The 18,729-nt window shown below is 74.5% G+C and carries 15 protein-coding genes; 6 read left to right on the forward strand and 9 right to left on the reverse strand.

From position 1 onward, the window contains the following. From ABD353_RS11290 to ABD353_RS11315, 6 genes are all read right to left on the reverse strand, one after another. A partial coding sequence (locus ABD353_RS11290; protein WP_344623387.1) for a hypothetical protein occupies positions 1-203 on the reverse strand: 203 nt, incomplete at its 3' end. A gap of 166 nt (positions 204-369) precedes the next feature. Further along, entirely contained in the window at positions 370-1,680 is a 1,311-nt protein-coding gene (locus ABD353_RS11295) for a DUF58 domain-containing protein (RefSeq protein ID WP_344623388.1), read from the reverse strand. A 61-nt stretch (positions 1,681-1,741) separates the two neighbouring features. Continuing rightward, positions 1,742-2,767 carry an AAA family ATPase gene (locus ABD353_RS11300; RefSeq protein ID WP_425555130.1) on the reverse strand — a complete coding sequence of 342 codons (1,026 nt, stop codon included), beginning with the start codon at positions 2,765-2,767 and terminating at the stop codon, positions 1,742-1,744. Then, on the reverse strand, positions 2,764-4,038 hold the full coding sequence (locus tag ABD353_RS11305) for a DUF4350 domain-containing protein (RefSeq protein WP_344623389.1): 1,275 nt from the start codon (positions 4,036-4,038) through the stop codon (positions 2,764-2,766). The genes ABD353_RS11300 and ABD353_RS11305 overlap by 4 nt, the downstream gene beginning before the upstream one ends. Next, the gene (locus ABD353_RS11310) at positions 4,035-4,688 is read right to left on the reverse strand and encodes a DUF4129 domain-containing protein (protein ID WP_344623390.1); all 654 of its coding nucleotides are present in this window, start codon (positions 4,686-4,688) and stop codon (positions 4,035-4,037) included. The genes ABD353_RS11305 and ABD353_RS11310 overlap by 4 nt, the downstream gene beginning before the upstream one ends. A gap of 34 nt (positions 4,689-4,722) precedes the next feature. After that, positions 4,723-5,952, reverse strand: a complete 1,230-nt coding sequence (locus ABD353_RS11315; protein ID WP_344623391.1) for a DUF7847 domain-containing protein — start codon at positions 5,950-5,952, stop codon at positions 4,723-4,725. A gap of 285 nt (positions 5,953-6,237) precedes the next feature. On the opposite strand from ABD353_RS11315, the gene mtrA reads away from it, so the two are divergent. From mtrA to ABD353_RS11330, 3 genes are read left to right on the forward strand one after another with little or no spacing between them, the layout of a single operon-like run. Then, positions 6,238-6,915 carry an MtrAB system response regulator MtrA gene (mtrA, locus tag ABD353_RS11320; RefSeq protein ID WP_344623392.1) on the forward strand — a complete coding sequence of 226 codons (678 nt, stop codon included), beginning with the start codon at positions 6,238-6,240 and terminating at the stop codon, positions 6,913-6,915. 60 nt (positions 6,916-6,975) lie between these two features. Then, positions 6,976-9,054, forward strand: a complete 2,079-nt coding sequence (mtrB, locus tag ABD353_RS11325; protein WP_425555132.1) for an MtrAB system histidine kinase MtrB — start codon at positions 6,976-6,978, stop codon at positions 9,052-9,054. Continuing rightward, positions 9,044-10,885 carry an LpqB family beta-propeller domain-containing protein gene (locus ABD353_RS11330; RefSeq protein ID WP_344623393.1) on the forward strand — a complete coding sequence of 614 codons (1,842 nt, stop codon included), beginning with the start codon at positions 9,044-9,046 and terminating at the stop codon, positions 10,883-10,885. The genes mtrB and ABD353_RS11330 overlap by 11 nt, the downstream gene beginning before the upstream one ends. On the opposite strand, the gene ABD353_RS11335 is transcribed toward ABD353_RS11330, so the two are convergent. After that, positions 10,873-11,607, reverse strand: a complete 735-nt coding sequence (locus ABD353_RS11335) for a ComF family protein (RefSeq protein ID WP_344623394.1) — start codon at positions 11,605-11,607, stop codon at positions 10,873-10,875. The two genes, ABD353_RS11330 and ABD353_RS11335, sit on opposite strands and share 13 nt — an antisense overlap. A 429-nt stretch (positions 11,608-12,036) precedes the next feature. Here ABD353_RS11335 and hpf point away from each other — a divergent pair, with 429 nt between their 5' ends. Further along, positions 12,037-12,723: a ribosome hibernation-promoting factor, HPF/YfiA family gene (hpf, locus tag ABD353_RS11340; RefSeq protein WP_344623395.1), complete on the forward strand. Its 687-nt coding sequence runs from the start codon at positions 12,037-12,039 to the stop codon at positions 12,721-12,723. A 163-nt stretch (positions 12,724-12,886) separates the two neighbouring features. Then, positions 12,887-13,636, forward strand: a complete 750-nt coding sequence (locus ABD353_RS11345; protein WP_425555133.1) for a response regulator — start codon at positions 12,887-12,889, stop codon at positions 13,634-13,636. 16 nt (positions 13,637-13,652) lie between these two features. On the opposite strand, the gene ABD353_RS11350 is transcribed toward ABD353_RS11345, so the two are convergent. Then, the gene (locus ABD353_RS11350; RefSeq protein ID WP_344623396.1) at positions 13,653-14,798 is read right to left on the reverse strand and encodes a winged helix-turn-helix domain-containing protein; all 1,146 of its coding nucleotides are present in this window, start codon (positions 14,796-14,798) and stop codon (positions 13,653-13,655) included. Positions 14,799-15,064: 266 nt separating this feature from the next. Here ABD353_RS11350 and secA point away from each other — a divergent pair, with 266 nt between their 5' ends. After that, positions 15,065-17,818, forward strand: coding sequence for a preprotein translocase subunit SecA (gene secA / locus ABD353_RS11355; protein WP_344623397.1), 2,754 nt, complete (start codon positions 15,065-15,067; stop codon positions 17,816-17,818). Between the two features lie 78 nt (positions 17,819-17,896). Here secA and ABD353_RS11360 read toward each other — a convergent pair whose 3' ends face one another. Further along, complete coding sequence (locus ABD353_RS11360; protein WP_344623398.1) at positions 17,897-18,475, reverse strand: Rv3235 family protein; 579 nt, start codon at positions 18,473-18,475, stop codon at positions 17,897-17,899. Positions 18,476-18,729: the final 254 nt, after the last annotated feature.

Raw genomic sequence — 18,729 nt, forward strand, 5'->3', positions numbered from 1 at the left:
GCCCCGCCCGGGGACACCGGGCGGGGCTTCTCGCATTTCCGGGCCAGGCGCGATGTGTCAGCCAGGAGGGGCCGGAGTTCTGCGATCCGTTCCAGCTGCTCGTACTGCTCCTGGAGCGTCGTACCGCCGAGGGCGGGGTGCCGGATGACCGTGGCCAGGGCGGACAGCAGGGTAAGTTCCTCGGCCTGCAGGGCGAATGGCACAGCACCGACGGCACGTCGGTTGCATGGAGAGCGGCCGTTCGGGACTGCGCCGGGGATGGTGCTGCGGGCGCGCGACGCGCTGCTGACGGCCGGCTATGCGCCGGAGTTCGCGGAGGGCCGAGCTGGGCGGGGACGTGACGCTCGCCGAGCGGCTGCGGGGTGGCGGTCAGAGCCGGCCGGCGGCCTTGAGGGCGAGGTAGGTGTCGGCGAGGGCCGGGGGCAGGGCCGCGGGCGGTGCGTCCAGGACGGTGACGCCGTGCCGGTTGAGGCCCTCGGCGGTGCGGCGGCGGTCGGCCCGGGTCTGCTCTGCGGCGGCCGCGCCGTAGACGGCGTCCAGGGTGCCGCGGGCCGTGGCCAGTTCGTCCAGCCGGGGGTCGGCGACGGAGGCCAGTACGACCTCGTGGCGCTTGGTCAGCAGGGGCAGCTGGGGGAGCAGTCCGTCCTCGGTGGCGCCCGCGTCGAGTCCGGTCAGCAGGACGATCAGCGAGCGGTGCGGGGACATCCGCAGCGCGGCGGCGGTGAGTGCGCGCAGGTCGGTCTCGACGAGCGCGGGCTCCAGGGTGGTCATCGCGTCGGTGAAGGCGGGCAGCACCTCGGCGGCGGAGCGGCCGACCACGGCGGCGCGGCGGACCCGGTCGTGGGCGAGCAGGTCGACCCGGTCGCCGGCCTTGGTGGCGAGGGCGGTGAGCAGCAGTGCGGCGTCGAGCGCGGCGTCCAGGCGGGGGGCGTCACCGACGCGTCCGGCGGAGCCGCGGCCGGTGTCGAGGACGATCAGGATGTGCCGGTCGCGCTCGGGGCGCCAGGTGCGGACGGCGACGGTGTTGCGGCGGGCGCTGGCCCGCCAGTCGATGGAGCGGACGTCGTCGCCGGGCAGGTACTCGCGCAGCGAGTCGAACTCGGTGCCCTGGCCGCGGGTCAGGACGGAGGTGCGGCCGTCGAGTTCGCGCAGCCGGGCGAGCCGGGAGGGCAGGTGCTTGCGGCTGGCGAACGGCGGCAGGGCGCGGACCGTCCACGGCACCTGGTGGGCGCCCTGGCGGCCGGCCAGGCCGAGCGGGCCGAGCGAACGGACCGTCACCCGGTGGGCCCGGTGGTCGCCGCGCCGGGTCGGGCCGAGGACGGTGGTGAGCCGGCGCCGCTCGCCGGGCGGGACGGTGACGGTGTGTCGGGAGTTCGCCCAGGAGGTGCCGGGGTGCCAGGCGGACGGTGCCCAGGCGTCCCTGACGAGGGCACGCAGCGGCCTGCCCGAGGGATTGGTGACGGAGAGCCGGACCTCGGCACTCTCGCCGGTCCGGACCCGGGTGTCGCCGTCGCGGGTCAGCTGCAGGGAGCGGACGGGCGCGGCGAGCACCAGGTCGGCGGCAACGGCCAGCAGGAGCAGCAGGGTGACGGTGCCGATGCCCGCCCAGGAGGGGGCGACCAGGCCGACGGCGAGCGCGCCGAGCGCGGCGAGCAGGGCGGTGCGGCCGGTCAGGGCCATGGGCGGGACTCCTCGGGGTGTGCTGGGGTGCGGGCTGGCCGAGGCCGGCGGGTCGGGCCGGTCAGCGCGGGGCGGGCGTCTGGGACAGCACGGCCTGGATCACCGAGTCGGCGGTGGTGCCCTCCATCTCGGCCTCGGCGCGCAGCTGGATGCGGTGCCGCAGGGTCGGCAGGGCGAGCGCCTTGACGTCGTCGGGGGTGACGTAGTCGCGGCCGGCCAGCCAGGCCCAGGCGCGGGAGGTGCCGAGCAGGGCGGTGGCGCCGCGCGGGGAGACGCCGATCGACAGCGACGGGGACTGCCGGGTGGCCCGGCACAGGTCGACGATGTAGGCGAGAACCTCGGGGGCGACGGTGACCTTGGCGATCTCCTGGCGGGCCGCGGCGAGGTGGGCCGGGCCGGCGACCGGGCGTACGCCGGCGGCGGCCAGGTCGCGCGGGTCGAAGCCGGCCGCGTGCCGGGCGAGCACCTGGTACTCCTGCTCGCGGTTGGGCAGCGGCAGGACCAGCTTGAGCAGGAAGCGGTCGAGCTGGGCCTCGGGCAGCGGGTAGGTGCCCTCGTACTCGACCGGGTTCTGGGTGGCGGCGACGAGGAAGGGCTCGGGCAGCGGGCGGGGCTCGCCGTCGACGGTGACCTGGCGTTCCTCCATGGCCTCCAGCAGCGATGCCTGGGTCTTCGGCGGGGTGCGGTTGATCTCGTCGGCGAGCAGCAGGTTGGTGAAGACCGGGCCGGGCTGGAAGGAGAACTCGGCGGTGCGGGCGTCGTAGACGAGGGAGCCGGTGACGTCGCCGGGCATCAGGTCGGGGGTGAACTGGATGCGCTTGGTCTCCAGGCTGAGCGCGGTGGAGAGGGTGCGGACCAGCAGGGTCTTGGCGACGCCGGGGACGCCCTCCAGCAGCACGTGGCCGCCGCAGAGCAGGGCGACGACCAGGCCGGTGACGGCGGCGTCCTGGCCGACCACGGCCTTGCCGATCTCGTCGCGCAGCGCGGTGAGCGCGGTGCGGGCGTCGACCTCGGCGGGGCCGGGTGCGGCGTCGGCGGGCGCGCCGGTCTTGGTGAGGGTCGTGCTGGCAGCGGGCTGCTCGGTCACGGCTGTCGTACCTGCCTTTCCAGGGCGTCGAGGTCGTCGGAGAGCCGCAGCAGTGCGGCGTCGTCGGTGGGCGGCCCGCCGTACAGCAGTGCCTGCAGGTCGGCGGACGGGCGGCCGAGGCGGCCGGCGGCGGCCGCGCAGAGGGCGGCCGGGTCGGGCTCTCCGGCGGCGACCGGGACGCCGAGCACGGGGGCGAGCCGGTGCCGGGCGGCGCGGCGCAGCGCGTCGGCGGCGTGGCCGCGGGCGTTCGCCCTGCGGTAGAGGCGGGCGCGGCCCTCGGTGGTCTCCGCGGCGCGGACCACGACCGGCAGCTCCTCGGAGACCACCGGGCCGAGCCTGCGGGCCCGCCAGGCGGCGGTGAGGGCGGCGGCGAGGGCCAGTTGCAGGCCGGCCCAGCGCCAGCCGTCCGGGACGTGGTCGAGGAGGCTGCGGCGGTCGGCGGTGGCCGGGACGCCGGTGCCGGTGTAGTCGGGGAGGTACCAGACCAGGTGCGGGCGGGAGCCGAGCAGGCCGAGGGCGAGCGAGGCGTTGCCGTCCGAGGCGAGGTGCCGGTTGGTGAGCGGCCGGTCGGTGCCGAGGACGGCGGTCTGCCGGCCGGTCGGGTCGGTGTGCAGAACGACGGTGGGCCGGCCGTGGCGCGGGTAGCAGGCGGTGTCGTCCGGGCCCGGGAGGTACAGCAGGCCGCCGAGTTCGGCGCTGCCGGCCCGGGTCGCCTCGGGGAGCCCGCAGGCGGGTGCGGTGGACTGCTCGGCGGTGTAGTCGGGCAGCCCGTCGGTGGCGGGTGCGGTGCGGACGCCGGGCGCGAGGGCGGTCAGCTGGGCGTCGTCCGGGGCGAGCAGGACGAGCCGGCCGCCGGGGCCGCGGGCGGCGGCCAGCCGGTCGACGGCGGCGGGGTCGAGCAGGTACGGGTCGGGCAGCACCACGGTGGTGTCGGGGGCGGCGAGCGCGGCGGCCAGTTCGGACTCGCCGGAGGCGGTGCGGACGTCGACCCCCTGCCGCTCCAGCAGGCGGACGAGGGCCCGGGCGCCGTTCGGGTCGGGGGAGCGCGGGTCGAGCGGCGGCCAGGTGCTGGCGCCGCCGAGGCCGCCGACGAGCAGGCCGACCAGGACCAGCAGGACGGCGGCCAGCAGGTACCAGCGGGCGCGGCGCCAGCGCCGGCGGACCGGCACGGCGAGGCTGGTCGCCGGGGCCGAGGCGGCGGCGTCGCCCGGTGCTCCGGCGGTGGGCGCGGCCGGGTCGGCCGGGGCAGGTGCGGGCGGTGCGGTGGTCATGCGGCGGCTCCGCCGGTCGGGACGAGCACCGGGCGGGCCGCACCGAGGGCGCGGTCGAGCGCGAGCAGGCCCTCGTAGGCGGTCCGGTCGGCGGTGCGCTCGCCGTACACGATGTCGTCGAAGGTGCGGGCGGCGGCGGCGAGGGCCGCGGCCGGGTCCCCCAGGCCGCGGCCGGCCTCGGCGGCGGCCTCGGCGGCCGTCCGGCCGGGCCGGACGTCGAGCACCGTCCGCTCCTCCAGGGCCCGGACCAGGGCGCGCATCTGCTCGCGGACGGCCTGCGGCCAGTCCCCGGCGGCGGCGCGGGCGGCCGCCTCGGCGCGCTGCAGGTCGGCGGTGCGCGGGCCGCGGTGCGCGAACAGTGCCGCGCCGGTGCGGGCCTCGCGGCGCGGCGCGCCGAGCCGCCACCAGACGGCGGCGACCACGACGGCGACCAGCAGCAGGGCCAGCACGACGCCGGTCCCGCTGCCCGCCACGGACTCGCCGACCTTCCCGAACAGCCGGCCGATCTGCTCGTCCAGCCAGGCCTCGGCGCGCTGCACCAGGCTCGGGTCGTGCCGGTGGTAGGCCGGGTTCAGCAGCTCGTCGCGGGCGGCGTCCCGGGCCGGCCCGCGCGGCACGGTGACCGGAGCGCCGTCCGCGAGGACGCGCACGGGCGCGCCCCCCACCCCCCAGTACGGCATCGGCTCAGACCCCGGGGGGAGTCGGCTGCCCGGACCAGCCCGCCGAGCCGTACTCGGGCAGGCCGGCGGCGCGGGCCAGCTCGATGTCCAGGGCCTCGCGGCGGATCCGCTGGTCGATGTAGAGCAGCACGTTGACGGCCGCGCCGAGCGGGATGGTGAAGGTCGCGACGATGGTGCCGCCGATCGCGACGATCAGCAGGCCGAGCGGCGGCAGCGCGACCGACATCGGGTTGTCGGCGTTGCCGACGAAGTCGCCGGAGACCAGCATCGCGGCGATCGAGAACGGCGTGAGGATCATGCTGGAGGCGATGAACATCAGCACCCGGGTGAGCACGTTGATGCCGAAGAGCCGCCACCACGAGCCGCGCACCAGCCGCCGGGAGCGGGACATCGCGGCGAGCACGCCCTGCCGCTCCAGGACGAGCGCGGGCGCGGCGAGGCTGAGCCCGATCGTCAGCCAGAGCGCCAGCGGCAGGGCCGCCAGCAGCAGGATCAGGCCGAGCCCGAGCAGCGGTTCGTTGACGTCGTCGACGATCCCCGCCACCAGCAGTGCGAAGCCCGGGACGAACGGTGCGGCGGCGATCAGCCCGGTCAGCAGGGTGAGGCCGGTCAGTGCCGCGAGCCGCGGCCGGGCGGTCTGCCAGGCCTCCCGCAGGGTCACCGGCTGCCCCAGCACGGCCTTGCTCACCACCATGGTCAGCATGCCGATCGCGACGACGCCGACCAGCACCTCCAGCGGCACCGGGGCGAGCAGCGCCACGACCTCGGTGAGGTCGCCGGGCTGCTCGTAGGCCCAGAACTGGCCGAGGGCCGACAGCAGCTGCTGCAGGGCGGCCAGCCCGAGCGAGAGGCCGAGGGCGGTGCGCCAGTGCCTGCGCACCGTGGTGACCGCGCCGTCGAGGATCTCGCCGACGCCGAGCGGACGCAGCGGGACGACGCCGGGCTTGGGGCTCAGCGGGGCGCCCCAGCCGCCGTACTGGCCCGGGCCGCCGCCGTAGGGGCCCGGTGCGCCGCCGTACGGGCCCGGGCCGCCGGGAGCGGCGCCGTAGTGGCCCGGACCGGGTGCGTCACCGCTCTGGCCCTGGTGGGGAATGCTGCCGTACGCTCCGCCGTACGGACCGGGACCGCCCGCGGCGTCGCCGACGGCGCCGGACGGTGGACCGGCCGGCGGCCGGACGTCGTCACGGGGCGGTTCGGGCGAACCGGGCGATGCCCAGCCCGGGGTGTCGGTCATCAAGGCTCCTTGTCCTACGGTCCGCGGGCTTCGTGGCCCCGGGCCCGGACGTCCGGGTCGGTCGGACCGGGTACGGCGTACGGCCGGATTCCGCTGCTGCGCCGCCCATCGTGCCATGGTGGCGGCAACGGCCCCAGGGGTATCCCGTTGCTGATCGACAACGGTCGGTGCGCACGGCCCCGGCCCGCCGTCCGGCGGTGCCCCGCCGGGCCGCGGGAGCACCCGGGGAGGGCCCCGGACCGGGCTGTGGGGCAGGTCACAATCGGGTAATGAGAAGATGGAGTCATGAAGGGACGCGTTCTCGTCGTCGATGACGACACCGCACTGGCCGAGATGCTCGGCATCGTGCTGCGTGGTGAAGGTTTTGAACCGTTTTTCGTCGCCGACGGGGACAAGGCGCTAGCCGCGTTCCGGGAGACCAAGCCCGACCTCGTGCTGCTCGACCTGATGCTGCCAGGCCGGGACGGCATCGACGTCTGCCGCCAGATCCGCTCCGAGTCCGGCATCCCGATCGTGATGCTGACGGCGAAGACGGACACGGTGGACATCGTGGTCGGACTGGAGTCCGGCGCCGACGACTACGTCACCAAGCCGTTCAAGCCCAAGGAGCTGGTGGCCCGGGTGCGCGCGCGGCTGCGCCGCGCCGAGGAGCCCACCCCCGAGCAGCTGACCATCGGCGACCTCGTCATCGACGTGGCCGGCCACTCGGTCAAGCGCGAGGGCCGCGGCATCCCGCTGACCCCGCTGGAGTTCGACCTGCTGGTCGCGCTCGCCCGCAAGCCCTGGCAGGTGTTCACCCGCGAGGTGCTGCTGGAGCAGGTCTGGGGCTACCGGCACGCCGCGGACACCCGGCTGGTGAACGTGCACGTCCAGCGGCTGCGGTCCAAGATCGAGAAGGACCCGGAGCGTCCGGAGATCGTGGTCACCGTGCGTGGCGTCGGCTACAAGGCGGGGCCCAGCTAAGTGGTGCAGTACCAGGCTGACGACTCCCCGTCGGGCACCGATGCCGGCGGGGAGGCTGCTGTGCGCGGAAGCGTGCTGAGTTCGACCACGGAGGGCCGGCGGCGCCGCCGCGGCCCGGCCGCCTTCTTCGCCCAGGTGATCCGTCAGTTCCGGCGGCCGGTGCGGCGCCTGACGGCGCTGTACCGCCGCTCCATCCAGCTGCGCGTGGTCGCCGCCACGCTGCTGCTCTCCGTCGTCGTCGTGCTGGTGCTCGGCGTGGTCGTGGTCGCCCAGGTGCGCACCGGCCTGCTGGACACCAAGAAGCACGCGGCCCAGGGCCAGGCGCTCGGCGGCTTCCAGATCGAGCAGGACAAGATCAACGAGGCCATCAACCTGCAGGCCAAGGCCGGCAGCACCGGCAGCGACCCCTCGCGGGACGAGGTCGGCACCTGGCTGATCAAGCAGGTCTCCGACCTCGCCAGCGGCGGCACCGGCGTCTACTCGGTGATCGCCCTGGTGCCCTCCACCGGCCAGCAGGAGAGCGCCCCCAGCGCCGCCCTGCGCGGCGCCTGGTACTCCGGCAACATCGTCCCGGACTCGATCAGCCAGGACCTGCGCGACGAGGTCGCCGCGGAGCCCGGCACCCCGCACCAGCAGACCACCGAGATCCAGCGCTCCACCGACGACGGCAGCCCCTCGTACAACGAGCCCGGGCTCGTCATCGGCAAGCAGTTCACCGGCCCCGACGGCACCCCGTACCAGCTCTACTACGTCTTCTCCTTCGGCCAGGAGACCAAGACCCTCGGCCTGGTCACCGGCACCCTGGCGACCGCCGGCGTCTTCGTGGTCATCCTGCTCGGCGGCATCGCCTGGCTGGTCGTCCGCCAGGTCGTGACGCCCGTCCGGATGGCCGCAGGGATCTCCGCCAGGCTTGCCGCGGGCCACCTGGAGGAGCGGATGAAGGTCACCGGCACGGACGACATCGCCCGCCTCGGCGAGTCCTTCAACCGGATGGCCAACGCCCTGCAAGCGCAGATCCGGCAGCTGGAGGAGCTCTCCCGGGTCCAGCGCCGCTTCGTCTCCGACGTCTCGCACGAGCTGCGCACCCCGCTCACCACCGTGCGGATGGCCGCCGACCTCATCTACGACAGCCGCGACGACCTCGACCCGATGGCCGCCCGCTCCGCCGAACTGCTGCAGGACCAGCTGGACCGCTTCGAGTCGCTGCTCGCCGACCTCCTGGAGATCAGCCGCTTCGACGCCGGCGCCGCGATCCTGGACGCCGAGCCGGTCGACCTGCGCGAGATCGTGACCCGGGTGGTCGAGGCGGCCGACCCGCTCGCCCAGGCCAAGGGCAGCGCGGTGATCGTCCGCGGCGCCGAGAAGCCCGTCGTCGCCGAGGTCGACTCCCGCCGGATCGAGCGCATCCTGCGCAACCTGGTGGTCAACGCGCTGGAGCACGGTGAGGGCCGCGACGTCGTCGTCCGGCTCGGCACCGGCGAGGGCGCGGTCGCCGTCGGCGTCCGCGACTACGGCATCGGCCTCAAGCCCGGCGAGGCCTCCCGGGTGTTCCACCGGTTCTGGCGCGCAGACCCGTCCCGGGTGCGCACCACCGGCGGCACCGGCCTCGGCCTGTCCATCGCCGTCGAGGACGCCCACCTGCACGGCGGCTGGCTGCAGGCCTGGGGCGAACCGGGCGGCGGCTCGCACTTCCGCCTCACCCTGCCGCGCACCCGCGGCGGCGACATCAGCCGGGCGCCGTTCCGGCTGGAGCCCGAGGACTCCCGGCACAACCGCGGCCTCGCCTCGCCCGGCGCGCCCTACCGGCGGGCCGTCCGCCCCGGCGGCGCGACCGCGGTCACCGCGACCGAAGCCGCCGACCAGGACGGTCCGGAGACCCCCGAGGGCGGCCAGGCCGGCTTCGGCAGCGGCCTCGGCGGCGTGCTCTCGCTCGGCCCCGGGCTGGGCCGACCGCAGGCCGCCCCCGTCGCCGACCCCTCGGACGTCCGCACCGTGGCCGCGGGATACGGTGCCACCGGGGCCCAGGTCGTCGTCGACCGCGGGCCCGGACGTCCGGCGCTCCCGCCCCAGGAAGGCCCGGACAACGCCGACACCCGGAGGCCGCAGCGTGCGAAGGACGACGACCAGCGTGAGGGCTGACCTGCGCTCCGCCAGGGCCGTCTGCGCCGCCCTCGCGGTGCTGCTCGCCGCGGGCTGCGCCGCGATGCCGTCGGACGGCCCGCCCGAGCGGGTCGAGATCCCGCAGGGCTCCGGCGCGGAGAACCTCCAGGTCCGGGTCTTCCCGGTGCCGCCGCACAAGGGCGAGGACCCGCGAGACCTGCTGGCCGGCTTCCTGGCCGCGTCCGGCGCCGACGAGGCCAAGGACTACGAGACGGCGCTCAAGTACCTGACCGCCTCGGCCGGCAAGCGCTGGAACCCGCAGGCCGGCGTCGCCGTGCTCGCCGCCACCCCGCACCGCGACCAGACGGTGGCCGCCGCGGAGACCACCACCATCACGGTGAGCGGCAGCAAGGTCGCCGAACTCGACGAGGACCACTCCTACCGGGTGGTCACCGACGAGGCGTACCGGCAGCAGTTCACCTTCGTGAAGGAGACCGAGGGCCCGGACAAGGGCGAGTGGCGGATCGACCGGCTGCCGGACGGCCTGATCGTCGACCAGACGAACTTCCGCAACTCCTACCGGGCCGTCCACCGGTACTTCTACGTCTCCTCCGACCCCTCGGCGGACGGTGCCACGCCGCCCGTGATGGTGCCGGACCCGATCTACCTGCGCCGCCGCACCGACCCGCTGACCGCCGCCGCCAAGGCGCTCGCGGCCGGCCCCTCGCAGTGGCTCGCCCCGGCCGTCTACTCGGCCTTCGAGGGCGTGCACATCGAGGGCGCGGTGTCCGTCAACGACAACCGGGCCGCCGCGGTGCGGGTCGACGTCGCCGACTTCGGCGGCCGGCAGAGCACCTGCAAGCAGATGGCCACCCAGCTCTTCCACACCCTCGCCGACCAGCAGGGCAAGGCCCAGCTGGACCGGGTCGACCTGTCCGGCGGCAAGGGCGGCTGCTCGGTGACGGCCGCCGAGGCCGCCGACTCCGCCCCCGGCCGTCTGGCCGGCTCCGCCGGGGCCTCGCCGTACTACCAGCTCGACACCGGGCAGGTGCTGCTGCTCCAGGGCGACGGGCCGGGCCGGCCGGTCGCCGGGCCGCTCGGCCAGGCCGCGCAGCAGGGCCAGCCGAGGATCGGCGAGGTCGCCGTCCGCCGCGACGGCTCCGGCGCCGCCGCGATCGGCGCCGACGGCCGCTCGCTGTTCGTCACCGGCTTCGGCGACGGCGACCAGCTCGGCGGCGCGGTGGTCAGCAGCCGCGGAATCCAGCCCGGCCAGGGCCTGGCCTCGCCCAGCTGGGACGGCCGGCAGAACCTCTGGGTGGTCGACCGCGACCCGGCCGCGCCGCAGCTGTACATGGTGCGCGGACGCAAGTCCGTCGCCGCCCAGGTCGACGGCCTCGCCGACCGCACCGTCCAGGACGCGCGGATCTCCTCCGACGGCACCCGGATCGCCCTGGTGCTGAAGGACGGCGCCGGCCGGCGCTCGCTGCAGATCGGCCTGGTGGTGCACGAGGGCACGGCCGGCTCGCCGCGGGTGCGGGTCACCGGGCTGCGGCCGGTCGCGCCGCTGCTGACCGACGTCGCCTCGGTGTCCTGGGCGGACACCGACCAGCTGCTGGTGCTCGGCAAGGAGCAGGGCAAGCTGCAGCTGCTGAACTACGTCGGCACCGACGGCTCGCAGGCCGCCGACTCCCCGCTGCAGGGCGGCGAGTCGATGACCACCGTGTCCGCGTCGGAGAGCCGGGCCGGCGAGAGCGTGCCGCCCGTCATCGCGTACTCCAGCGACCACCGGATCTTCCGGCTGCAGGGCAACCAGTGGCGCGAGATCGCGCTGCAGGGGCACCCGGCCGCCTCGTTCGGCTACCCGGGCTGACCCCGCCCGGGTAGCCGGCGGGGCGTCGCCGCCACCGCGGCGGCGGCGCACGGCGGGCAGCCGCCCGCCCGCAGCGCCCGCGCGGCCTCGGCCAGGCTCGCCCCGGTGGTCACCAGATCGTCGACCAGCACCAGCCGCCGACCGGACAGCAGGGCGGCCCGGCGGGGCGGCACCGCCAGCGCCCCGTGCAGGTTGCGGTGGCGCTCGGCCGCGGACAGCCCCGCCTGGTCCGCCACCGGCCGGACGTGCCGCAGCGCCGCCGCGGCCAGGGCCGGCCTGCCCGACCGGCTCAGCTCGCGGGCGGCCGCGCGGGCGAGCCGCAGCATCGGGTCGTGCCCGCGGGCACGGACCGCGCGGCGCGCGGAGGGCACCGGTACCAGCAGCAGTGCGCCGGGCGCACCCGGGGCGCCCGCCTCGGCCGCGGAGCGCACGGCAGCGGCGAGCGCCGCTCCGAGCGGCCGGGCGAGCCGCAGGGCGCCGCGCTCCTTGTGGGCGATCAGCAGATGCCGCACCGGCCCGGCGTACGGGGCGGCGGCGTACAGCGGCGGCAGGCCCTTCGGGCCCGGCCGGCGCTCCACCGGCCCGGCGCCGGTGCAGGTCAGTTCCGCCCGGCAGGCCGGACAGAGCTGGCCCCCGGCGCCGCCGCAGCCCGCGCACCGGGTGGGCAGCAGCAGGTCGAGCAGACCGGTGCCGAGGAGGCCTGCGGTGAACGGCGGCGTCACGGGCGCCTCCCGGGGCGCGCGGGGCACGGACGACGTGCACGAACGGGACATCCGGCCCGGTGCGGAGTGCCGTACGGACTCTTGCCGGGTCGGGTACTGGGCCATACGGTGGGCGGCCCGGTGCGTGTTGTCCAGCCGTTAACCCCTGTTTCACTCCATGGAAGGTAAACAGAGGGTGACAGCTGTACGGCCAGCCCGGTGTCGCCACGGTGTTCGACTGGGGAGGCGGAAACCCCGAGCGAGGTGTTCCATAAGGCACACAGGGGGTTTCAAGCGCTCCTGGTGGGGAGGAAGTGAGGTGAGGGCCGGTCGGGTTCGCCGCTCCCGGCGGAGGTGGGGGGCTGGTGGTGGACCTGCTGGTCCGGCTGGGTCTCAGCCCGATCCGGGTGCGTTCCGGATCGGCAACAGCACAAGGGATCGGAGTTCTGCGTGGACATCGTCGTCAAGGGCCGCAAGACCGAGGTGCCCAAGAGGTTCCGCGAGCACGTGGCCGAGAAGCTGGAGAAGGTCCAGAAGTTCGACGGCAAGGTGATCAGCCTCGACGTCGAGGTGTCCAAGGAGCACAACCCGCGTCAGGCGGACCGGTCCGAGCGGGTGGAGATCACGCTCCGTACCCGGGGACCGGTGATCCGGGCCGAGGCCGCCGCGAGCGACCCGTACGCGGCGCTCGACCTGGCTTCGGCGAAGCTCGACGCGCAGCTGCGCAAGTCCGCGGACCGCCGCCGGGTGCACAAGGGCGGCAACGGCCGCACCCCCGTCAGCGTCGCCGCCGCGACGGCCGCGCTGGCCAACCTGCCCGCGACGGAGCAGACCGAGGGCCCGGTCAACGGGTCGGCCCGCAAGACCATGATGGGATCGCTGGAGGTGGAGGGCGACGGACCGCTCGTCGTCCGCGAGAAGACGCACCCTGCAGCACCGATGTCGCTGGACCAGGCGCTGTACGAGATGGAACTCGTCGGCCACGACTTCTTCCTGTTCGTGGAGAAGGACAGCGGCCTGCCGAGCGTGGTGTACCGCCGGCACGGCTACCACTACGGCGTCATCCACCTGAAGGAGGACGCGACGGCGATCGGCGGTGGCGCCGGCGGCGCGATCAACGCGCTCGACGAGGACTGATCCCGTCCCGTCGGCCGTACGACAGATCGATCGACCGGTGACCCCGGCGGGCCGCGCCGCCGGGGTCACCCAGCTGGGCGGTCCGATGTCGGAGGGTGATCAACGCCCCTGCGGTCATGGAATGATGGAGCCGACATCGACCGGCGACCGGGGGGAGGAGCGGATGGGCGAGCCCATCGGCCGTGGTGCACACGGTCCGGGCGCGGACGGCGGGGCCGACGGCCCGCCGGGCTACGGAGGGCACCGCGCCGAACCGATCCGGGTACTGGTGGTCGACGACCACGCGCTGTTCCGCCGCGGCCTGGAGATCGTGCTGGCCGAGGAGGAGGACATCCGGGTCATCGGCGAGGCGGGGGACGGTGCGGAGGCCGTACTCAAGGCCGCCGACCTGCTGCCGGACATCATCCTGATGGACGTTCGGATGCCCCGCCGCAGCGGCATCGAGGCCTGCACCGCGATCAAGGACGTGGTGCCCAGCGCCAAGATCATCATGCTGACGATCAGCGACGAGGAGGCCGACCTCTACGAGGCGATCAAGGCGGGCGCCACCGGCTACCTGCTCAAGGAGATCTCCACCGACGAGGTGGCCACCGCGATCCGCGCGGTCGCCGACGGCCAGTCGCAGATCAGCCCCTCGATGGCGGCCAAGCTGCTCACCGAGTTCAAGTCGATGATCCAACGCCGTTCCGACGACCGGGAGTTGGTGCCCGCCCCGCGGCTCACCGACCGGGAGCTGGAGGTGCTCAAGCTGGTGGCGACCGGGATGAACAACCGGGAGATCGCCAAGGAGCTGTTCATCAGCGAGAACACCGTGAAGAACCACGTCCGCAACATCCTGGAGAAGCTGCAGCTGCACTCCCGGATGGAGGCCGTGGTCTACGCGATGCGCGAGAAGATCCTCGAAATAGGCTGACCGCCGGCCGCCGGCCTCACAGCAGCGCCTCCAGGGCCGGGCGCATCCGCTCGTCCGCCAGCAGCTCCACCCGGACGGTGTCGCAGCCCACCCAGGACGCCGCCTCGCGCAGCGCCTCGGCGAGCGGCGCCACGTACGCGGGCCCCGCCAGGGAGACCTGACGGGCCACCAGGGTGCGGCCCTCGCGCGCCGGGTCCACCCGGCCGACCAGCCGGCCGCCGGCCAGCAGCGGCATCGCGAAGTAGCCGTGCACCCGCTTGTGCTTGGGCGTGTACGCCTCCAGCCGGTGCGACATGCCGAAGATCCGCTCGGTGCGGGCGCGGTCCCAGATCAGCGAGTCGAACGGCGACAGCAGCGTGGTGCGGTGCCGCCCGCGCGGCTCGGAGGCCAGCGCCGCCGGATCGGCCCAGGCCGCCGCCGGCCAGCCCTCGACCTGCACCGGCACCAGCCCGGACGCCTCCAGCGCCGCGTCGACCTGGGCGCCCTTGAGGCGGTGGTGGTCCATCAGGTCCGCCCGGGTGGCCACCCCGAGCGCGGTGCCCGCCTGCGCGACCAGCCGCCGCAGGCACTCCTCGTCGGAGAGGTCCGTCTCGAAGAGCTCCGCCGGGACGGCCCGCTCGGCCGCCTCGTAGACCCGCTTCCAGCCGCGCCGCTCGGTGCACACCACGTCGCCGAAGGCGAGCGCCCGCTCCACCGCGATCTTGGTGTCGGACCAGTCCCACCACTCCGCGGTGCGCTTCGCGCCGCCCAGGCCCGTCGAGGTCAGCGGCCCCTCGGCGCGCAGCCGGTCCAGCACCGACCGGTACGTCTCCGGGGAGACCGGGTGGCCCCAGAGGTTGCCGCGCGCCCGGTAGGCGCGGCGGCGGAAGGCGAACAGCGGCCACTCCTCCATCGGCAGGATGCAGGCCGCGTGGGACCAGTACTCGAAGGTCGTCTCCGAGCCCCAGTAGGCGCCCTCCACCGCGGGGCGCCCCACCGCGCCGAGCCGGGCGTAGGGGACCAGCTCGTGCGACCTGGCCAGCACCGAGATGGTGTCCAGCTGGACGGCGCCCAGGTGCCGCAGCACCCCGCGCACCCCGGCGCGGCGGTCCGGGGCGCCCAGCAGCCCCTGGGCGCGAAGGGCGATCCGGCGGGCCTGGTCGGCGGAGAGCACAACGGTCATGCCGGGCAGCGTAGGCCCTGCCACCGACAACCGGACGGGCGCCGGGAACCCGCCGGGCCCGCCGGAGGTTGTCGTGGTGAGGAGACGCGGTGACCGATTTGCCCCGGGCCCGGTGCTTCACAGCGCTTTGCCCCTGCGGGTGACACAGGAATACCGTGCTGACGGACCTCCCGGCGGCTTGTCCTCCTCGCATACGATGGCCCGTACGGTGGGGTAGGTCTCGCCGACTGTCGTCCAGAGCCGATCCAGGCAAGGAGCCCGCTCACGTGTCCGTCTTCGACAAGATCCTGCGCGCAGGCGAAGGAAAGATCCTTCGCAAGCTGCAGCGGATTGCCGCCCAGGTCAACTCGATCGAAGAGGACTTCGTCAACCTCACCGACGACGAGCTGCGTGCGCTGACCGACGAGTACAAGGCCCGCATCGCCGAGGGCGAGAGCCTGGACGACATCATGCCCGAGGCCTTCGCGACCGTCCGCGAGGCGGCCAAGCGCGTGCTCGGCCAGCGCCACTACGACGTGCAGATCATGGGCGGCGCCGCGCTGCACTTCGGCTTCGTCGCCGAGATGCGCACCGGCGAGGGCAAGACCCTCGTCGGCACCCTGCCCGCGTACCTCAACGCGCTCACCGGCAAGGGCGTCCACCTGATCACCGTCAACGACTACCTCGCCGAGCGCGACTCGGAGTGGATGGGCCGGGTGCACCGCTTCCTCGGCCTCGAGGTCGGCGTGATCCTGGCGAACATGTCGCCGGCCGAGCGCAAGCGCCAGTACGGGATGGACATCACGTACGGCACCAACAACGAGTTCGGCTTCGACTACCTCCGCGACAACATGGCCTGGGCGCAGGACGAGCTCGTCCAGCGCGGCCACAACTTCGCGATCGTCGACGAGGTCGACTCGATCCTGATCGACGAGGCCCGCACCCCGCTGATCATCTCCGGCCCGGCCGACCAGGCCACCAAGTGGTACAACGACTTCGCCAAGCTGGTGCAGCGCCTCAAGCGCGACCGCGACTACGAGGTCGACGAGAAGAAGCGCACCGTCGGCATCCTGGAGGAGGGCGTCGGCCGGGTCGAGGACTACCTCGGCATCGACAACCTCTACGAGTCGGTGAACACCCCGCTGGTCGGCTTCCTCAACAACGCCATCAAGGCCAAGGAGCTCTACAAGGTCGACAAGGACTACGTCGTCATCAACGGCGAGGTCATGATCGTCGACGAGCACACCGGCCGCATCCTGGCCGGCCGCCGCTACAACGAGGGCATGCACCAGGCGATCGAGGCCAAGGAGGGGGTGGAGGTCCAGAACGAGAACCAGACGCTGGCCACCATCACCCTGCAGAACTTCTTCCGCCTCTACGACAAGCTCTCCGGCATGACCGGTACCGGCACCACCGAGGCCGCCGAGTTCCACCAGATCTACAAGCTCGGCGTGGTGCCGATCCCCACCAACAAGACGCCGCGCCGCATCGACCAGCCCGACCTGATCTACAAGTCGGAGCCGGCGAAGTTCGCCGCGGTGGTCGAGGACATCGCCGAGAAGCACGAGAAGGGCCAGCCCGTCCTGGTCGGCACCGTCTCGGTCGAGAAGTCCGAGTACCTCTCCCAGGAGCTGCGCAAGCGCGGCATCCCGCACGAGGTGCTGAACGCCAAGCACCACGAGCGCGAGGCGCAGATCGTCGCGCAGGCCGGCCGCAAGGGCGCCGTCACCGTCGCCACCAACATGGCCGGCCGCGGCACCGACATCATGCTCGGCGGCAACGCCGAGCACCTGGCCGCCGCCGACCTCGCCCAGCGCGGCATCACCCCGGAGGACACCCCGGAGGAGTACGAGGCCGCCTTCCCGAGCGCCCTGGACAAGGCCAAGGAGGCCGTCAAGGCCGAGCAGGAGGAGGTCCAGGAGCTCGGCGGCCTGTACGTGCTGGGCACCGAGCGCCACGAGTCCCGCCGGATCGACAACCAGCTGCGCGGCCGCTCCGGCCGCCAGGGCGACCCGGGCGAGTCCCGTTTCTACCTGTCGCTCGGCGACGACCTGATGCGCCTGTTCAAGGCCGGCATGGTCGAGCGCGTCCTGTCGATGGCGAACGTGCCCGAGGACGTGCCGATCGAGTCGAAGATGGTCACCCGCGCCATCGCCTCCGCGCAGACCCAGGTCGAGCAGCAGAACTTCGAGATCCGCAAGAACGTCCTCAAGTACGACGAGGTCCTCAACCGCCAGCGCGAGGTCATCTACGGCGAGCGCCGCCGCGTCCTGGAGGGCGAGGACCTGCAGGAGCAGGTCGGCCACTTCATGGACGACACCGTGGAGGCGTACGTCACCGCCGCCACCGGCGAGGGCTTCGAGGACGACTGGGACCTCGAGAAGCTCTGGACGGCCCTCAAGCAGCTGTACCCGGTCGGCCTCGACCTGGAGGAGCTGGAGGAGGAGGCCGGCGGCACCGCCGGGCTGACCCCCGAGTTCCTCACCCAGTCGATCCAGGAGGACATCCAGGCCGCCTACGGCCGCCGCGAGGACCAGCTCGGCGAGCAGATCATGCGCGAGCTGGAGCGCCGCGTGGTGCTGTCCGTGCTGGACCGCCGCTGGCGCGAGCACCTCTACGAGATGGACTACCTCCAGGAGGGCATCGCGCTGCGCGCCTACGCCCAGCGCGACCCGCTGGTCGAGTACCAGCGCGAGGGCTACGACATGTTCTCCGCCATGATGGAGGGCATCAAGGAGGAGTCCGTCGGCTACCTGTTCAACCTGGAGGTCCAGGTCGAGCAGCAGGTCGAGGAGGTCCCGGTCGCCGAGGACGCCGTCGTCCTGGAGAAGACCGACGCCCGCCCGGAGATCAAGGCCAAGGGCCTGGAGGCCCCGGCCCGCCAGCGGCTGCACTACACCGCGCCGACCGTCGACGGCGACGAGACCGTCATCGAGGGCGACTTCGACGACGCCGGGGCCGACGAGGGCGACGGGATGACCCGCGCCGAGCGCCGCCGCGCCGCCAAGGCCGCCGGCCGCGGCCGGCGCCGCAAGGGCTGAACCGCAGCGAGACCGCCCGCAGGGCGCCGCACCCCGAGCCGGGGGCGGCGCCCTGCGGCGTTCCCGGGGCGGCCGTGCTCAGCGGGCCTCCACCGCCGCGCACTGCCACTGCTCGGTCCGCCGGTGCCGCTCCAGCCGGAAGGCCACCATGTGGTGGCGCGGCCCGAACTCCACCCGGACGCAGACCTCCAGCGCGTCCGGCGCGGGCGCCGAGTCGTACACCCGGCCCAGCCGGGGCTGCGGGGCACGCCCGCGCGGGCGCAGCGGTCCCGTCCGGACGAGCACGGCGAGCTGCTGGTAGCCCTGCAGCGTGGTGTGCCGCTGCAGCTGGCCCACCGGGCGGACCCCGGTCAGCACCTCGACCAGCCGGTGCGCGAAGCGGACCGCCAGATCGCCCTGCCCGGCACCGCGGGAGGGGGCGCACTGCGACCGCGGACGGCGCGGCGGGCGCGGTTCCCCGGCACCCGGGCGCTGGGCGGCGTCCGGGGTGCCGGCGTGCCCGGCGGCCGCGTGCCGGCCCGGGTGCGGGTGGCGGACGGGCCGGCGCGGCTGCACCCGTCCCGGCCCGTGCACCAGCGGCCGGACCAGCGGCAGCGCCGCAGGGTCCGCGGCGTGCCGTGCGGCGTGGACGGGGGCGGTGGCGCGGTGCTCGGCCATCGGCCGGCCTCCTGTCGGTCTGGTTCCGGCGGGGTCTGCTGCTGTTGCTATCGACCGTCCGCGGCGCCGCTGAAGGACCCGCCGCCGACGGCCGGGGGACCGCCGCGGTGTCACCTATCCGGGTGAGGCGGCCCGTGCTGCCGGGCCGGTCGGAGCGGTCCGGCGTGCGGCCGGTTGACGTGCGGGAAGGCCCGGAGGTGCACGAAGGAGTACGGCCGGGGCAGGTGAAAACCTCGGTGCACGGCGGCCGGGCG

Source organism: Kitasatospora arboriphila, from assembly GCF_039528095.1.
Classification (GTDB): domain Bacteria; phylum Actinomycetota; class Actinomycetes; order Streptomycetales; family Streptomycetaceae; genus Kitasatospora; species Kitasatospora arboriphila.

Excerpts from the sequence above, each read along its gene's own strand:
- ABD353_RS11350 (WP_344623396.1), bottom strand. The coding sequence starts at position 14,798 with ATGACCGTTGTGCTCTCCGCCGACCAGGCCCGCCGGATCGCCCTTCGC.
- ABD353_RS11305 (WP_344623389.1), bottom strand. The coding sequence starts at position 4,038 with ATGACCACCGCACCGCCCGCACCTGCCCCGGCCGACCCGGCCGCGCCC.
- mtrA (WP_344623392.1), top strand. The coding sequence starts at position 6,238 with ATGAAGGGACGCGTTCTCGTCGTCGATGACGACACCGCACTGGCCGAG.
- ABD353_RS11345 (WP_425555133.1), top strand. The coding sequence starts at position 12,887 with ATGGGCGAGCCCATCGGCCGTGGTGCACACGGTCCGGGCGCGGACGGC.
- ABD353_RS11315 (WP_344623391.1), bottom strand. The coding sequence starts at position 5,952 with ATGACCGACACCCCGGGCTGGGCATCGCCCGGTTCGCCCGAACCGCCC.
- ABD353_RS11295 (WP_344623388.1), bottom strand. The coding sequence starts at position 1,680 with ATGGCCCTGACCGGCCGCACCGCCCTGCTCGCCGCGCTCGGCGCGCTC.
- ABD353_RS11360 (WP_344623398.1), bottom strand. The coding sequence starts at position 18,475 with ATGGCCGAGCACCGCGCCACCGCCCCCGTCCACGCCGCACGGCACGCC.